Genomic DNA, 16,446 nt, shown 5'->3' with positions numbered 1-16,446 from the left:
GTTCCGGCCTTCGCCGCGATCAGGCGGAAAGTCGCGTGTTATCCGACCTGCGCCTTCTGGGCGCCCGTGCCGGGGCGGGCCTTGCCGAGATCGGGCTTCTGGCCGAGCGGATCAGGCTTTTCCACCACCGTGAATTCGGAGCGGCCATCAAGCGATTTGCCTTCGGTCCAGCGGCCCTCGGGCGTCGGTTCGTCCAGCGAGGTGTTGAGGAAGTAGTAGGAGTGCTCCAGAGCCTCGTGATCCTCGGGCGTGGTGTTCGGGATCGGAAGTTGTTTCTCCATGCCGCCGAGCTCCTCGATGACGGCAAGCCATTGCTGCTGGTGCATCGTGTCGCGGGCGATCAGGAAGGAGAGCATATCCTTCATGCCGGCATCATCCGTCATGTTGTAGAGCCGGCTCGCCAGCACGCGGCCGCCCGATTCCGCCGTGACATTGGCGAGCATATCGGTCGCGATATTGCCGGTGGCATAGACATGGCTCATGTCGAAGGGCACGCCGTTCGAATTGACTGGCATCGCGGAAAGGCCCGATGACAGAATGTGGCGCGGGTTCATGCCGCCGAGAATGGCGTTGACGATCGGATCTTCCGCCGCCTTTTCCTGTTCTGAGAGCGGCGCGCCCTCAAGATTGAGCGCCACGGCATGGCCCAGGAACTCGATATGCGACAATTCCTCTGTGGCCGTCATCATCAGCAGGTCGCGGTATTTGCTGTCGCCGCGCGCGCCCATCGCCTGGAAGAAATACTGCATGGCGACCCGGATTTCGCCCTCGATGCCGCCGATCGCCTGCTGGAGATATTTGGCAAACAGAGGATCGGGCTTGTCGACGGTGACCTTGTACTGAAGCTTGGCGGAGTGATGGAACATGGGTTCTTCCTCTTTGTGGTCGTGGAGGCCCCCTAAGCGGGAAGGCTCGGAAATGTTCCCGCCGGACCCTCTGTCGCCCGTCGGAACAAATCGCTGAACTTCCGGTTCGCTGAACAAAGCCTGTGGGGATGAAGCCCAACCGGGGTGCCTGCCACTCCCGCCCTTCCGCAGCAACGCCCTACATGATCACACGCAAGGAGGTCCGATATGGCGCTGACCGACGAAACTCTGGAAAATCGAGAGCCTGATGCAATGACCCAAAGGTCCAATCGCATCGTCATAGTTGGCGGCGGGTTCGGCGGCCTGGCCTGCGCGTCGAAGCTTGGCGGCGCGCCGGTCGATGTGACGTTGATCGACAAGCGCAATCACAATCTGTTTCAGCCGCTGCTTTACCAGATCGCGACGGCCATCCTGTCGCCCGCCGACATTTCCGAGCCGCTGCGGCGAACGCTCGGAAAGGAGCGCAATGTCGATGTGGTGATGGCGGAAGTTGTCGGCATCGATGCGAAACGCAAGGCGGTTCTGACGCGGGATGGAGCGCCGGTGGAATATGATACGCTGGTGATCGCGACCGGCTCCGTCGACAACTATCTCGGCCATGACGAGTGGAAACGCCATGCCCCCGGCCTCAAGACCAATCGCGATGCCCGGCAGGTGCGCGAGACGCTGCTTCTCGCCTTTGAGCGGGCCGAACTGACGCTCGACCCGGACGAACGCCGCAAGCTCCTGACATTCGTGATCGTTGGCGGCGGACCGACCGGCGTCGAACTCGCCGGCGCCATCGCCGAGCTTGGCGTGTTTCTGCTGGAGCGGGATTTCAGGAATATTGCTCCTGAAGAACTGAACATAATCCTGCTGGAGGCCGCGCCCGGCATTCTCTCAGGCTTCGACGAGCAGCTCTCGCAGTATGCGCTGAAGCGGCTCGAGGCGCGCGGGGTCGATGTGCGGACCAATACCCCGGTCGAGGCCATCGTTGCTGAGGAAGTGACTGCGGGCGGCGAAAAGATCCCGACCGGTTGTGTCATATGGGGCGCGGGCGTCAGGGCGACGCCCGTGGCGGAGTGGCTGGGCGTGGAGCCACAGCGCGGCGGCCGGGTGGCGGTGGCCCCCGATCTCAGCGCTGTCGGTTTCGAGGATATCTACGTTCTGGGCGATGCGGCCTCTGTTCAGGGTGAAGGCGGGCCGTTTCCGGCGCTGGCGCAGGTCGCCAAGCAGCAGGGGCAATATCTCGGCAGGAAGCTGCGACGGGAAGCCGAGGGCCCCCATGATGACGCGCCGTTCCGCTTCCGCAATCGCGGCATCACCGCCGTCATCGGCCGCAACGCGGCGGTGTTCCAGTCCGGCCGGTTCAAGCTGACTGGCCGCCTTGCGTGGTGGCTATGGGCGATCATCCACGTCTATCTGCTGGTGAATTTCGAGAAACGGCTGCTTGTCAGCGTCCAGTGGATCTGGACCTTCCTCACCGGCCAGCGCAACGCCCGCCTGATCGATGACAAGACATGATCCCGGTTTTGTCGGAACATCCGGCCTTCTGTCCGGTTAGGCGCAAAGGCCGGTCCTGTACGGACCGAAACGAAAGGAGTAACCGATGGCAAATGCCGACAAGAAACATTTCGGGCCGGGGTCACAGGGCAAGAGCAGCGGCGAAGGCGCGATGACGGACCTCGAAGACGAAATCCTGCCGAAGGATGAGGTTCTGTCCAACCGCGACAAGGCCCGCCATTCCAAGGAGCGCGGGCTTGACGGCAAGAACGTGCAGAACGAGGAATACAAGGACCACAGCGCCAACCGCCGTGACCGCGAGTAGTGGACCTGAGACTCTCAAACGCAGCGCCGGGCTTTCGTCCGGCGCTCTAGTTGTGGAGCCTCAAGAGGTTGTCTCGGTTAAGACCGGGGCGACTGATCGGTGTTTTTGATTTTAGACTGCACATCGCGCCGACCGGTTGGAACGTATCCACCTCGCCGGCATCGACGTCAGTGTCGCGTTCTCCATGTCTTTCGTCTCGGAGCAGACGCTTCCCGCGATCAGGCGCATGGTCGACCGCTTCAGGAGCGGGATCGGCGCAGGGACGGCCAGAAATACCAGACCACTGCCGTCATTACGATAGAACCGCCTGCGATCGCCGATTTTCCCGGATCTTCGGCGAAGGCCAGCCAAACCCAAAGCGGACCGAGAACCACATCCAGAAGCGCGACCAAAGCCGATTCCGATGATGCGACATATCGCCCACCCGCGAGAAACAGCAGGAATGCGAGCGCGGTCGTGAGAAAGGCCAGCATGAATATCAATGCAAGCGCACCATACCCCGGAAGCTGGCCGGATGAGAATGGAAATGCCGCGACCGCGCACAACGCTGCCCCTGCGGCGTTGACATGGACTATGTTGAGGGCTCGATTGCGTCGAGTGACGATCAGAAGCGCTCCGAAGCTCAACGTCATTGCAAGGGCCAGCATGTTGCCCTTGATATCGCTCACCCCCGATGATGTGCCGGCAACGAGCACGATCCCGAGCATCGACAACGTGCTCGCCATCAACAGGCGTCGCGAGGCCGCTTCCCGACCGACCGCGAAGGCCAATGCGGCGGTCACGAAGGGGAGTGTCGCGTAGATGATCAGGACGTTTGCGACTGTCGTCATCGTAAGGGCGGCGACATAGCAGAACATTGCGGCGGCGGAGAAGCAGGCGGCCAGGCAAAAGCGCCAGTCGAAACGGACCGCTTCCGCCGGTCTTGCCATGGCGATGGTAACAAGGCAAAGGCAAGCGAAGAGAGAGCGCCACAGGATCAGATCCCAAAGCCCAAGATCAATTGCGCGTACGAACAGGCCAGCAAGGCTCCAGAGCACGGTTCCTGAACCAACCAGTATCAGACCGTAGATGCGCCGTTTCCCACCATGTTTCTCCGACCGCCGCATCTCAGACAGATTGCCAGCCCAGCCCGGCGCAGAACGCAGCCAGGAGCATCCGCCCCTGTTCCCAGATGCCGAGGCCGCTTGCGCCGTTGATATGGCCGCACGGGCCAATCTCGATGCAACCGGCACCCCATTCCTCAGCGCGTGCCTTCACATACTCCGGGGTGGCATAGGGATCGTTGGCGCTTGCGACGATGAGGGCCGGGAACGGCAGACGATGACGTGGCGGGTTTGCGAAGCTGGACGCTGCTGTCGGGAATGCAGCGGAAGCGGGATCGGGGTCTGCGACCAGAAAAGTACCCATAACCCGCCCCGCGACCCTCTCTGCCGCGTGCACGACGAGCAGGCAGGCCAGACTGTGCGCGACGAGAACAGGCGGCGACGGCGAATTGTCGATTTGCCGTTCCAGCGCGTCTTGCCAGTCTGCAAGATTGGGCTTGTCCCAGTCGGAAGGATGGAACCGGGTAAAGCAAGGCTCTGACGCCTCCCAATGCGTTTGCCAGTGGGTTTCGCCGGAACCGCCGATGCCTGGCAATGTGATGAATGAGGTCATTCCGCCGCCCTTCTATTGTTGGGAAAGATCCATCGAAGGCTCGTAACTGTGGTCAGGCACATCCTTCGTGATCGCCTGCCCGCAAATCACGGCCTGACGCACGCCGTCGTAGGTCAGGACCGGGCTCGCGTGCAGGCTCCAGTCCGGATTGAGGGCCTCGGTAATGCGGTGACAGAAGGCAGCGTCATCGACGCCGATCAGCAGACGATAAGCGTTCATGGTGAAGCTCCCTGACCTCTCACTTCAAATCATAAGCATCTTCAGGAGGCGCTAAACTGAAGTCATCTCAGGCAATCCGCAGTATTTCTCATTTCGCCATTTCTTGGATCTGCCTGGAGTTCAGCGATCAAGCAGGTCGCTCGCCCGACCCGACAGGGGGCACCCCTTCTCTGCAAGCCGTTTGATCGCGTCGCGTGCGATATCCCTGTTGCCCGTGTTGCCGACGAAGCTCGACAGAGAATCCGAAAATTCCAGCACGATGTTGGCCGTCCCGACAGTTTGTCGGTAGTCCACGCGGGAAACCACGTCATAGGGTTTCCTGCGCCGCCTGATTACTCGGCACTCGATATGGTCGGCGTGCAAAATAAGCGTCGGCTTCAGGTCGCTCGATGACCAGCAAATCCAGGGTACGCCCCGCCAGCCCGAAAATGCGGCGACCAACGGAATGTTTGCGACCTCTCCTGCCGTCTCGATCCTGCTGTGCCTTACCGCCGACAGGCGGCTCTTGATGGTGAGAAATATCGTCAGCCAGCCGACACCGATAAGCAAGACGATGGCGAAAATGAAAATCATGGCTTCCGCTTTGCTCATCCGTGCTGGCCTGCCGTTTCGAGCCCGAGTGTAGCGCGCGTTTTGCGGGACGCATCTTCCAGCCAATCATCTCATCTCGTCGCAGTCCAGAAGAAGCCGCGGCTTCGGCTTGCCGCGACGATCAGGCCCAGCTCAGCTGCCGTCAACTTGTCGGCGCCGCGGGGTTGCTTAAGACGCTGAACACAGCCTATGCCACGATCAGGGTTACAGAGTCATGCGCGGTTTACGCAAGGAACCGGCAGTTGTTTTTAATCTGACGGGCGATGTCCCTGGAGAAGGGCGCATCGTTGAACCTGCTTTTGGCATCGGCCCGTGCGCGTTGACCGAAGCGGGGCTTTGCTCGCCCAAAATCTCAAAGGGCAGGCCGCCTGACAACCGAAAATCCAGGCGCTTCTCTGCTGCGGGGGATCTTTGAAACGGAGCCAGATTTGACTGAAATTGTATCAAAAACGGTGCCTGGCGGCCTTATGTCCACATCCCAACAATATCCTGACGCGACACCTTGAGCCGCCAGTCACCGCCGTCAGGCGCAAGGTTTACCAGCAGCAGAAGCCGCCATCGACCAGCAGATCGACGCCGGTGCAGTATGAGGCGGCGTCGGACAGCAGGAAGACGGCGGGGCCGACCATTTCGTCGACGCTTGCCATGCGCTGCATCGGCGTCTGGCTCTCGAATTCCCTGGTCTGGTGCACCATTTCGGGGCGGGTGTTCATAGGCGTGGCGGTATAGCCGGGGCTGATCGAATTGACGCGAATGCCGCGATCGACCCATTCCATCGCCATCGATTTCGACATGTGGATCACACCGGCCTTGGACGCGTTGTAGTGGACCTGGTTGAGACCGCGATTGACGATCACGCCGGACATCGAGGCAATGTTGACGATCGAGCCGCCCTTGCCATGGGAAAGCATGGCGCGCGCCTCGGCGCGGCAAGAGAGCCACACGCCCTTCATGTTGATGTCCATCAGCGTCTGATACTGATCCTCGGGCATTTCCTCGCAAGGGTTGGCATTGGCGATGCCCGCCGCATTCAGCGCCAGACGCAACGGCCCGAGTTCGGTTTCGGTTTTCGCAACGGCGTCGGCAAGGGCCGCCTCCGAGGTCACATCGGCCGCGATCTGCAATGACCGGCGACCGGTTTGCGCTATGAAGGCGGCGGTATTGGCAAGCCCGTCATCGGTGCGCCGGTCGACCAGCGCGACGTCGGCGCCGCACTGGGCAAGCCCCATGGCGATGCGCTGGCCGATGCCGCTGCCGGCACCCGTGACCAGGGCCACCCGGCCCGAAAGATCGAACAGAGCCGGGGCGTTCAGACTGATAGCGGCGTCATTCATGATGTGAACCTTCCTTGGCGGACTTCCGGTGAGTTTTGATATCGCGGACGGACGCTGTCCGTCAGGACATGATCAGCCCGCCATCGACATTGATGGTCTGGCCGGTGATGTATTCGGCATCGTCGCTGGCGAGGAAGGCGATCAGGCCGGCGACATCCTTGCCTTCGCCGGCGCGCTTCATCGGTATGTACTCGACCCAGTTCGCCATCAGTTCGCCGGGGCCGAAATCGCCGAGCATCTTGCCCCAGACGCGGTCGTTGTAGTCCCACATATCGGTCTTGATGATGCCGGGGCAGATGGCGTTGACAGTGATGTTGTCGAGCGCAACTTCCTTGGCAAGGCTCTGGGTCATGCCCATCACGCCGAATTTCGAGGCGGCATAGTGCGGGGTGTAAATGAACCCGTCACGCGCCTGACCGGAGGCGATATTGATCAGCCGTCCGCCCTTGCCCGACGCCCGCATATGGCGGATCGCCTGCTGGCAGCACAGGAAGGCGCCCTTGGTGTTGACCGCCATCGTGGCATCCCATTCGGCAACCGTCAGATCCTCGACCTTGGCTATGGTGATGATGCCGGCATTCTGCACCGAAATATCGACGCTCCCGAAGTCGCGCTCCGCGCGGTCGTAAAGCGCTGCCACCGCTTCGGGATCGGTGACGTCGCAGATTACGCCGGCCGTCTTCGCGCCGGTTGCGTCCGAAAGCGACTTTGCCGCCTGTTCGACCTCGGCCTCGACGGAGGCGATCACGAGATTGGCGCCCTCCTCGGCAAAGCGTGTGGCGATCGCAAATCCGATGCCCTTGTTGCCGCCGGTCACGACGACGGTCTTGCCCTTGAAGCGGTTCATGGTGAACTCCCTGTATGTGTCAGGCGGTGGCCAGTTCCATCACCGAGACGTCATTGGCCTCGCTATGGTCGAGAATACCCGTCTGCCGTCCGGCCGCCATCACGAGAATGCGATTGGAAACGCCGAGGACCTCTTCAAGATCGGAGCTGACGACGATTACTGCGACGCCGTTTTCGGCCAGGCCGTGAATGATTTCATAGATCGAGGATCGCGCGCCGACATCGATGCCCCTGGTCGGTTCGTCGAGCAGCACGACGCGCGGATTGCGGGCGAGCCATTTGGCGATCACCACCTTTTGCTGGTTGCCGCCGGACATCTGGCCGGCCTTCTGGTGGCCTTTGCCCTTAACCCCGAACTTCGCGATATTGTCGTCGGCGAAGGCGCGGATGCGGTTCCTGCTCAACCAGCCGCCGCGGCCGACCGTTTCGAAATTTGAATAGGCGATATTTTCGGCGATCGTGTGATCGAGGATGACGCCCTGCAGCTTGCGGTCCTCCGGCACCAGGACGATGCCGTTGGCGATCGCCTCTGCCGGTGAGGTGGGGGTGATGTCCTCGCCGTTCAGCTTGATCGTGCCGGCGGCGATCGGGTCGGCGCCGGCAATAGCGCGCACCAGTTCGGTGCGGCCTGCGCCCACGAGACCGGCAATGCCGAAGATCTCACCCCGGCGCACGGAGAAGCTCACATCGTTGAACCGCCCGCTCGGCCCCGAAAGCCCCTTGACCTCCAGAACCGTCTCCTCGCTCGGCTGGTGCAGCGGCGGAAACATCTGCTCCATGCTGCGCCCGACCATCGCTTCGACAATGGTGCGCACCGGAAGGTCGGCGGTATCGAATTCCTGAACCTTGTCGCCATCGCGCATGACAACAATGCGGTCGGCAATCTGCCTGATCTCTTCCAGCCGGTGGGAAATGTAGATGATGCCGACGCCCTCGGCCTTCAGTCGCTCGATCTGCTTGAACAGGAGCCGGGTTTCCTCGCCGCCAAGCGCGGCGGTCGGCTCGTCGAGGATGAGGAGCTTCGCGTTGAGCGTCAGCGCCTTGGCAATCTCGATCAGCTGCTGGCTTGCCGTCGACAGGTTCTCGACCTTGCGGCGCGGCGAAATGTTGAGGCCGAGCCGTTCCAGGCCATGCTGGGCGCGCCGGTTCATTTCTGCGCGGTCGAGGCGTCCGTTCTTCATCGGATAACGGCCGACAAAGATATTCTCGGCAATCGTCAGATGCGGCAGCAACAGCAGTTCCTGATGGATCATGCCGACGCCGGCGTCGATTGCCTCGCGGGGGTTGGCGGGCGCGTAAGCCGCGCCCTGCCAGGTCATCGCGCCGGACGAGGGGAGGACCGTTCCGGAGATGACATTGGAAACGGTGGACTTTCCGGCCCCGTTTTCGCCGAGCAGCGCCACGACTTCGCCGGCATGGATATCCAGATCGATCCCGTGCAGCACCTCGACAGGTCCATAGGACTTGCGAATGCCCCTGAGGGACAGGATTGGAGATTTGCCGGTTTCCGTCATGGCGCCGCCCTTTATCGATGTCGCGTCGTCCGCAGGATTATGGATGGTTCTCGACGAACTGCGGCGCGTTTTCGCAGGTGGTCAGAACCGCATTCGGCGTCTGGCGCTCCGGCACGCTCTCGCCGGCGGCAACCTTGATCGCGGAATCGACGGCAAGACGGCCCATCATCTGGGTGCTCTGGGTGGCGGTGGCCACGAACGGACCTTCGCATTTGGCGAGGTATTCGAGCGCCGCGACGTCGCCGTCATAACCGCCGATGATGACCTGGTCGGAGAGGCCTGCAACGTCGACAGCCTTGGCAGCGCCCATGGCTAGACCATCGGCCTGGCCAAAGATCAGCTTCAGGTCAGGATGGGCCTGCAGCATGTTCTGGGCGATGGAGAAGCCTTCATCCGGCGACCACATCTGGCTCCACTGTTCGGTAACCAGCTCGACGTTCGGATTTTCCTCGATCGCGCGCATGCAGCCCTTGGTGCGGTCGACTTCCGGCGTCGTGCCCTTCTGGCCGTGGATCATCGCCATCTTGCCCTCGCCGCCGGCAAGATCGATGATGTGCTTGCAGACCTGATAGGCGGATTCGACGCTTTCGCCGGCAATGAAGGTATCGCCCGGCGCGCCTTCGGGCGTGCGGTCGACATTGATCACCGGAATGCCTTCAGCGCGGGCAAGGCGGGTCGGAACCGCGGCAGCGGCGGCGCCTGCGGGGATGTAGATGAAGGCGTCGATGCCCTGGGTCATCAGATCCTGAACCTGGCTGACCTGGGTCGCGGTGTCGTTCTTGGCATCGACGACGATGACCTCGATACCCTTTTCCTTGCCGTAACCTTCAACGCCAAGCTTGATCTGGTTGAAGAAGTCAGCCTGCAGGTTCGGCACGGCGAGGCCGATCTTGCTGACGTCGTCGGCGAGCGCCGGACCGGCGAGTGCGGCGGATGCGAGCGCGGCCGCGATGATTTTCTTGTAGGTTTTCACGATATTCTCCTCCTGGTGTTTGGGTTTTCAACCCTGTTTGAAGCCCGGTTTCGGGGCCCATTGTCTGGCCGGCCTGAACCGGCCGAAATCTACCTTCTCCTGTGCTTGAAGGTCTCGGCGGCGACCGCGAGCACGATGACCGCGCCGATGATGACGGCCTGCAGGAACGGCGAGACCGACAGAAGGTTGAGGCCGTTGCGCAGGACGCCGATGATCAGCACGCCGATGATCGTGCCGACGACGCCGCCCGATCCACCCGAAAGGCTGGTGCCGCCGATGACCACGGCCGCGATCGCATCGAGTTCGTAGGAAACGCCGGAGCTTGGCTGCACGGAATCGAGCCTTGCGGCCAAAAGCACGCCGGCAAGGCCCGCCAGCGCTGCGCAGCTTGTGTAGACCAGTATCGTGGCGCGGCGGACATTGATCCCGGCAAGACGCGCGACTTCGGGGTTGCCGCCGATCGCGTAGAGCATGCGGCCGCCCTGGCGATAGCGCAGGAACAGGATCGCGACCGCGAACACAACCAGCATGACGGCGACCGTCATGGTCAGGAAACCGCCATAGCGGATGATCGCGCTCATGTTGAACCAGGGCGCAAAGCCGATGATCTGCGAGCCGTTGGTGATCATGTTGGCGAGCCCGCGCGCCACCGACATCATGGCGAGCGTGGCAATGAAGGCCGGCACCTTGAATTCGGTGATCATTAGCCCGGAAACGATGCCGCAGACCGCGGCGGCGGCGAGCGCGCCAGCGATGGCGACGATCATCGGCATGCCGGCTTCGACATTGAGGTAGCCGAGCACCATCATCGCCAGCGCCAGCACGGAACCGACGGAAAGGTCGATGCCGCCGATCAGGATGACGAAGGTCATGCCCACGGCCATGATGCCGAGCACGGTGATCTGATCGAGAATGTTCAAAAAGTTGCGGAAGGACAGAAACGAGTCGGTCGCGAAGGTCAGGAAAATGCAGAGCAGCACCAGGCCGATCAACGGTCCGGTTGCGCCCGACAGCGACACCATCTCCGAAAGACGCGGCTTCTGCGCAGGGAACTCCTGTGTCACGGCCATGTTTTCCTCCTCCACGCGCATATGTATTCACACTTGATTGAAAATCCATAGCGGAAGCATTTAGGCCTGTCAAGCAGCGGCTGGATTACAGATCTCCTTCGCGAAGCCTTTCTTTCCTTTATTACATCCCCAAGGCGGGACTGACTGCCATGTCTTTGCTGTGTCCAGGTCACCTTGACAAAGACCGATTACGCATGTTTAATATTATAAGAATAATTATGCATAGGTGACATATGGACCCCCAGGAACTGCGCGTTATCGCCAATCGCATCCGACGTCGCGATGTTACAGCCGTCTACGAAGCCGGCGCCGGCCATATCGGCGGCGAAATGTCCGTCACCGATCTCCTGACCGCGCTCTACTTCCACACGATGAGGGTTGATCCCGCGGCCCCGCTCGATCCCGCGCGCGACCGGCTGGTTCTTTCAAAGGGCCATACGGCGCTCGCGCTCTACATTGTGCTCTCTGAAAAGGGCTTCATCGCGAAGGACGAGATTTCGACCTTCCTGAAGCATCGCTCGCGGCTGAACGGCCACCCCAACCGGGTCAAGGTTCCGGGCGTCGAAACCAATACCGGACCGCTCGGCCATGGTCTTCCGGTCGCCGTCGGCATGGCGAAGGCGGCAAAGCTCGACAAGGCAACCTGGCGCACCTTCGTGATCACCGGCGACGGCGAAATGCAGGAGGGCTCCAACTGGGAAGCGATCATGGCCGGTGCCCATTTCGGCCTCGACAACCTGACGCTGATCATCGACCATAATCGCCTGCAGCAGGGCGCGCGGCTGGCCGACACCAACGATATCGCGCCGTTTGCGCCGAAGCTCGAAGCCTTCGGCTGGGCCGTTGAAGAAATCGACGGCCATGACATGGAGGCGATTTGCCGCGCGCTTTCGACGGATGCCATTACCCCCGGCAGACCGAAATGCATCGTCGCCCACACCAACAAGGGGCACGGCATCTCCTTCATGTCCGACAATGTCGCCTGGCACCACAAGGTGCCGAATGAGGAACAATACCGCCAGGCCATGGCCGAACTCGAGGAGGCCATCCGATGAACATGCCGTTCGAAACCGCGAAACTGCACGACTGCCGCAACGCCTTTACCGAGACGCTGGAAGAGCTTGCCGCGCGCGACAACAACATCGTCGCCGTCTGCAATGATTCCGTCGGCTCCTCCAAGCTTGGCGGCTTCGGCGAGAAATTTCCCGAGCGGCTGATTAATGTCGGCATTGCCGAGCAGAACATGGTCGGCGTTGGCGCGGGTCTCGCCAATGGCGGCAAGATCCCGTTCGTCTGCGCGGCTGCGCCCTTCCTGACCGGGCGCGCGCTGGAGCAGATCAAGGCCGATGTCGCCTATTCCGAGACAAATGTGAAGCTCGTCGGCATCTCCTCCGGCATGGCCTATGGCGAACTCGGCCCGACCCATCATTCGATCGAGGATTTCGCCTGGATTCGCGCGCTTCCCAACGTGCCGGTGATTGCCCCCGCCGACCGCATCGAGACGGCCGCCGTCATTCGCTGGGCTGCCGAACATAAGGGCGGCTGCTTCCTGCGGCTGAGCCGCGTCGGCGTGCCGGACCTTCTGCCGGAAGGCCATCAGTTCAAACTCGGCAAGGCCGACATGCTGCGGGACGGCGACGCCCTCACCATCATCGCCAATGGGGTTCTGACCCACCGGGCGGTGCTGGCCGCCGCGATCCTTGAAGAGCGCGGCATCTCCGCCCGCGTGCTCAACATGGCAAGCGTGCGCCCGATCGACGAGGACGCGATCATCGCCGCGGCCCGAGAGACGGGCGCGATCCTGACCTGCGAGGAGCATACGATCTTCGGCGGGCTGGGCAGCGCGGTGGCCGAAGTCGTGGTCGACGCCGCGCCCGTGCCGATGAAACGGCTTGGCGTGCCGGGCGTTTTCGCCCATACCGGTTCGGCTAATACGCTGCTGGACGATTTCGGCATGGCGCCCGAGGCGATCGCCGAAAGCGCCGAAGCGCTGATCGCACGGAAGGGATGACATGACGGGCAAGGCGATCCTTGCGATCGATGAAGGCACCACCAATTCCAAGGCGGTGCTGGTGTCGCATGAAGGCGACATCATCGCCAGCGGCTCGTCCCCGGTGCCGATCAGCTATCCGAAATCCGGCTGGGTCGAACAGGATGCCGAGGACATCTGGCGGGCGACCGCCATCGCGATTGCCGAATGCCTGAAGAAGGCGCCCGAGACCGAAATCGTCGCGATCGGCATTTCCAACCAGCGGGAATCGATCCTGCTCTGGGACCGCAATACCGGCCGCCCTCTCGGCCCGGTCATCAGCTGGCAGTGCCGCCGCACGGCCGACGCTTGCAGGGCATTGCGTGAGGCCGGTCACGAACCCGATGTCATCACCCGCACCGGCCTGCCGCTCGACCCGATGTTTCCGGCCACGAAAGTCGCCTGGCTGCTCGACAATCACGGACGCGCGGCAAGCGACATCTGCATCGGCACGGTCGATAGCTGGCTGATCTGGAAGCTCTCCGGCGGCAGTGTCCATGCCACCGACCGGTCGAATGCCGCGCGCACCCAGCTTTTCAACCTCGCCGCAGGTTGCTGGGACGATGATCTCTGCAGGCTCTTCGGCGTCGATCCCGCGATGCTGCCTTCCGTGTTCGACAGCGCCTACATCTTTGCCACCACAAAAGACGCTGGCGTCCTTCCAGACGGCCTTCCCATAGCGTCGGCCATCGGCGACAGCCATGCGGCGCTGTTCAGTCATGCCGCCTTTGCCGTTGGCGACGGCAAGATGACATTCGGGACCGGCTCTTCGGTTATGACGACGCTTGCCGAATACATCGTTCCGCCGGACGGGATCACGACCACGATCGCCTGGTCGATCGCCGGGCGTCCGACCTTTGCCTTCGAGGGCAATATTCTGGTCAGCGCCTCGATCTTCCCTTGGACGACGGAACTGCTCGGCCTCGAAGATGTCGAGGCGCTTCTTGCGCTTGCCGAAACGGTCGAGGATAGCGGCGGCGTGGCGCTGGTGCCCGCCCATGTCGGGCTGGGGTCGCCGCATTGGGATGCCGATGCGCGCGGTCTCGTCTGCGGTCTTTCATTCTCCACCAAGCCGGCGCATGTCGCCCGAGCCGCGGCCGAGAGCCTCGCCTTTCAGGTGCGCGATGTCTACGCGATCATGGCGGAGGCGGCCGGCCATGTCGGGCGGATTTCCGTCGATGGCGGGCCGAGCCGCAACCGCTTCCTGATGCAACTCGTAGCGGATTATCTCGATCGCCCGGTCACGCCCTGCCGCAATGCCGAGGCGTCGGCGCTCGGCGCGGCGCATCTTGCAGGGCTCGCCGTCGGTTTCTGGCCTGACCTGGACGCGCTTGCAGCCCTTGCCCGGCGCGAGCCTGAAATTGCCCCTGCGATGCCGGCAGAACGGCGCAATCGTTCTATTGGAGAATGGACAAAAGCGATTGCCCGGACCACATTCGCCGTGTAGAGAATAAATATTCACACAAGCCACGACGAGTTAGCAGAGACCATGTCCCGCCTCAATGAATTACGGATGATCGCCCGCGTGGCGCAGATGTATCATATCGAGGGACAGCGTCAGTCGGAAATCGCCAAGCATCTCAGGATTTCGCAGGCGACGGTGTCGCGCATGCTGAAGCGCGCGCAGGAAGAAGAGATCGTCCGCACCACGGTGGTCGCCCCCTCCGGCACCTATGCCGAGCTCGAATCCGGCCTCAGGAGCCGGTTCGGCCTGTCCGAGGCGATCGTGGTGGAATGTTCGGAGGATCGCGACGGCGCGATCATGGCGCGGATCGGCGAGGCGGCGGCCCATTTTCTCGAAGCGACCCTGCAGGCCGGCGAAATCATCGGGGTTTCGAGCTGGTCGGAAACCATTCTGCGGATGGTGGACAATATTCACCCGATGAAATCCGGCAAGGCCCGCTATGTGGTGCAGACGCTCGGCGGCATGGGCGATCCGACGGTGCAGATCCACGCCAACCAGCTTACCACGCGGCTTGCGCGGCTGACCGGCGCGGAGGCCCATCTTTTGAGCGCGCCGGGCGTGGCTCAGTCGCGGGAGGCCAAGCTCGTGCTGCTCGGCGATACCTATGTGCGCCAGACCATGGAGCTGTTCTCCCGGATCACGCTGGCGATCGTCGGCATCGGCGCCATGGAGCCTTCCGGCATGCTGGCGCGCAGCGGCAATGTGTTTTCCTCGCGCGAGCTTGCCGAAGTCGCCGAAGCCGGCGGCGTCGGCGATATCAGTCTGCGCTTCTTCAATGCCGAGGGCGGCTTCGTGAAGACGCCGCTGCATGACCGGGTGATCGGCATGACGCTGGAGGAACTGTCCAAGGTCGATCGCGTCATCGCCCTTGCCGGCGGCCGCTCCAAGACCGAAGCCATTCGCGGCGCGCTCCGCACCGGCGTCATCGACCTTTTGATCACCGACAGGTTCACCGCCGAGCGTCTGCTCGAAGCTTAAGCCACCGTTCCGGCCCGTGCAGTGCGCCGATTCCTTGACGGCCGGATATCAGTGGCTCTAGGATACGAAGCGGCTCACGCAATGTATGTCGCTTGGCGGATGCCGGGCTCAGGGCAGAAAGCGGGACGAATAATTGGCCACCTGCCGCTGGATAAAGCTCATTGTGGTCTTGACTCGAGGCTGTTTCAGCATGTCGGTGTGGCACATGATCCATAACGTCCTGGTCAAACGAACGCTTGAAGGCAGAATACGCTGAAGCCTTGGATCGCGGTCTGCAAGGAAACAGGGCAGGATGCCTATGCCTCCGCCCGTCGCGATGACCTCTGCTTGCGCAACGATCGAGGAGGAGCATATTCGTGGGACGACAGTCCTTGCCACCGCCGACACATAATCAAGTTCAGGAGCAAAAATCAGATCGTCGATATAGCTGACGAAAAGATGATCCGATAGGCTTTCGACGTTGCGTATGGTGGCCCACTTTTCATGGTCTGCGGCACGACCGTAAAGTCCCAGTTCGTAATCTGTCAATCTGCGCGCGTTGATACGGCTTTGCTTGGGAGGCGAAAGCCCGATCGCAATATCCGCCTCCCGTCTGGAAATACTGAAGGTACGTGGCATTGCCAGAAGTTCAACCGCGAGCCGGGGGTGTGCAAAGGCGAGATCCTGAATGATCGGCGCCAGGAACGCCGTGCCGAATCCATCCGGCGATCCTATTCTCACTGCCCCGGAAATGTCGGCGCTTTCGATCGCAAAATCCGTCTGTACCCCGAAGACGCTGTCTTCCATTTCCTCGGCTCTCACCAAAAGCTGTTGACCGGCCGAAGTCAGGACGTAGCCGGTGAGTGATCGGTCGAAAAGTTTCGCGTCCAGAGCCCTCTCCAGCGCGGTAATCCTCCGGCTCAGCGTTGCATGGTTCAATTTGAGCTGCCGTGCCGCGTTCGTGAGCTTTCCCGCCCGCGCCACAGCGAGAAAAGACCGCAGCAAATCCCAGTCCAGTGTTTTTCCCATGTTAATATCCGCACAAAGAACGTGTCCATTTTGCCGTATACCTGTGCGTAAAATCGTGCAAGCCTTTCGCCGTTGGCCAATGTGCCGGGG

17 protein-coding genes and 1 pseudogene are annotated in these 16,446 nt (G+C 61.8%); 7 read left to right on the top strand and 11 right to left on the bottom strand.

All coding sequences use genetic code 11. The features are described from left to right. Positions 1–38 precede the first annotated feature (38 nt). Positions 39–866 (bottom strand): manganese catalase family protein, encoded by an 828-nt coding sequence (locus tag V6766_RS09955; RefSeq protein WP_448465969.1) that lies wholly within the window; start codon positions 864–866, stop codon positions 39–41. 207 nt (positions 867–1,073) lie between these two features. On the opposite strand from V6766_RS09955, the gene V6766_RS09950 reads away from it, so the two are divergent. Then, positions 1,074–2,369 (top strand): NAD(P)/FAD-dependent oxidoreductase, encoded by a 1,296-nt coding sequence (locus tag V6766_RS09950; protein WP_448465967.1) that lies wholly within the window; start codon positions 1,074–1,076, stop codon positions 2,367–2,369. 85 nt (positions 2,370–2,454) lie between these two features. Continuing rightward, a complete protein-coding gene (locus V6766_RS09945; RefSeq protein WP_448465965.1) occupies positions 2,455–2,673 on the top strand; it encodes a hypothetical protein in 219 nt (72 codons plus the stop codon). 239 nt (positions 2,674–2,912) lie between these two features. Here V6766_RS09945 and V6766_RS09940 read toward each other — a convergent pair whose 3' ends face one another. The 4 genes from V6766_RS09940 to V6766_RS09925 form a co-directional block, all read right to left on the bottom strand. Then, on the bottom strand, positions 2,913–3,779 hold the full coding sequence (locus tag V6766_RS09940) for a DMT family transporter (RefSeq protein WP_448465963.1): 867 nt from the start codon (positions 3,777–3,779) through the stop codon (positions 2,913–2,915). A gap of 1 nt (position 3,780) precedes the next feature. After that, complete coding sequence (locus V6766_RS09935; RefSeq protein WP_448465961.1) at positions 3,781–4,329, bottom strand: RBBP9/YdeN family alpha/beta hydrolase; 549 nt, start codon at positions 4,327–4,329, stop codon at positions 3,781–3,783. Positions 4,330–4,341: 12 nt separating this feature from the next. Next, positions 4,342–4,548 (bottom strand): DUF1737 domain-containing protein, encoded by a 207-nt coding sequence (locus tag V6766_RS09930; protein ID WP_448465959.1) that lies wholly within the window; start codon positions 4,546–4,548, stop codon positions 4,342–4,344. A 120-nt stretch (positions 4,549–4,668) separates the two neighbouring features. Further along, a complete protein-coding gene (locus tag V6766_RS09925; protein WP_448465957.1) occupies positions 4,669–5,139 on the bottom strand; it encodes a hypothetical protein in 471 nt (156 codons plus the stop codon). 179 nt (positions 5,140–5,318) lie between these two features. Here V6766_RS09925 and V6766_RS09920 point away from each other — a divergent pair. Beyond that, a pseudogene (locus tag V6766_RS09920) lies at positions 5,319–5,554 on the top strand (hypothetical protein); the annotation flags it as partial. Positions 5,555–5,675: 121 nt separating this feature from the next. On the opposite strand, the gene V6766_RS09915 reads toward V6766_RS09920, so the two are convergent. From V6766_RS09915 to V6766_RS09895, 5 genes are all read right to left on the bottom strand, one after another. After that, a complete protein-coding gene (locus V6766_RS09915) occupies positions 5,676–6,473 on the bottom strand; it encodes an SDR family oxidoreductase (protein ID WP_448465955.1) in 798 nt (265 codons plus the stop codon). 61 nt (positions 6,474–6,534) lie between these two features. Further along, positions 6,535–7,320 carry an SDR family NAD(P)-dependent oxidoreductase gene (locus V6766_RS09910; protein WP_448465953.1) on the bottom strand — a complete coding sequence of 262 codons (786 nt, stop codon included), beginning with the start codon at positions 7,318–7,320 and terminating at the stop codon, positions 6,535–6,537. A gap of 19 nt (positions 7,321–7,339) precedes the next feature. Beyond that, positions 7,340–8,833, bottom strand: coding sequence for a sugar ABC transporter ATP-binding protein (locus V6766_RS09905; protein ID WP_448465951.1), 1,494 nt, complete (start codon positions 8,831–8,833; stop codon positions 7,340–7,342). A gap of 37 nt (positions 8,834–8,870) precedes the next feature. After that, positions 8,871–9,806 carry a substrate-binding domain-containing protein gene (locus tag V6766_RS09900; RefSeq protein WP_448465949.1) on the bottom strand — a complete coding sequence of 312 codons (936 nt, stop codon included), beginning with the start codon at positions 9,804–9,806 and terminating at the stop codon, positions 8,871–8,873. An 89-nt stretch (positions 9,807–9,895) separates the two neighbouring features. Beyond that, positions 9,896–10,876, bottom strand: a complete 981-nt coding sequence (locus tag V6766_RS09895) for an ABC transporter permease (RefSeq protein ID WP_448465947.1) — start codon at positions 10,874–10,876, stop codon at positions 9,896–9,898. Between the two features lie 233 nt (positions 10,877–11,109). On the opposite strand from V6766_RS09895, the gene V6766_RS09890 reads away from it, so the two are divergent. Genes V6766_RS09890 through V6766_RS09875 form a run of 4 tightly spaced genes read left to right on the top strand, consistent with a single transcriptional unit; the run spans position 11,110 to position 15,348 of the window. Continuing rightward, positions 11,110–11,931, top strand: a complete 822-nt coding sequence (locus V6766_RS09890) for a transketolase (RefSeq protein ID WP_448465945.1) — start codon at positions 11,110–11,112, stop codon at positions 11,929–11,931. Beyond that, positions 11,928–12,887, top strand: a complete 960-nt coding sequence (locus V6766_RS09885; RefSeq protein WP_448465943.1) for a transketolase family protein — start codon at positions 11,928–11,930, stop codon at positions 12,885–12,887. The genes V6766_RS09890 and V6766_RS09885 overlap by 4 nt, the downstream gene beginning before the upstream one ends. Position 12,888: 1 nt before the next feature. Next, on the top strand, positions 12,889–14,352 hold the full coding sequence (locus tag V6766_RS09880; protein WP_448465941.1) for an FGGY family carbohydrate kinase: 1,464 nt from the start codon (positions 12,889–12,891) through the stop codon (positions 14,350–14,352). Between the two features lie 42 nt (positions 14,353–14,394). Beyond that, positions 14,395–15,348: a sugar-binding transcriptional regulator gene (locus V6766_RS09875; protein ID WP_448465939.1), complete on the top strand. Its 954-nt coding sequence runs from the start codon at positions 14,395–14,397 to the stop codon at positions 15,346–15,348. Between the two features lie 108 nt (positions 15,349–15,456). Here the strand turns inward: V6766_RS09875 and V6766_RS09870 are convergent, their stop codons facing one another. Next, the gene (locus V6766_RS09870; RefSeq protein ID WP_448465937.1) at positions 15,457–16,356 is read right to left on the bottom strand and encodes a LysR family transcriptional regulator; all 900 of its coding nucleotides are present in this window, start codon (positions 16,354–16,356) and stop codon (positions 15,457–15,459) included. Between the last annotated feature and the right edge of the window lie 90 nt (positions 16,357–16,446).

The organism is Martelella sp. AMO21009, assembly GCF_053484295.1.
The sequence above is the reverse complement of the archived record's forward strand: the minus strand, read 5'-3'. Positions and strand labels throughout refer to the sequence as shown.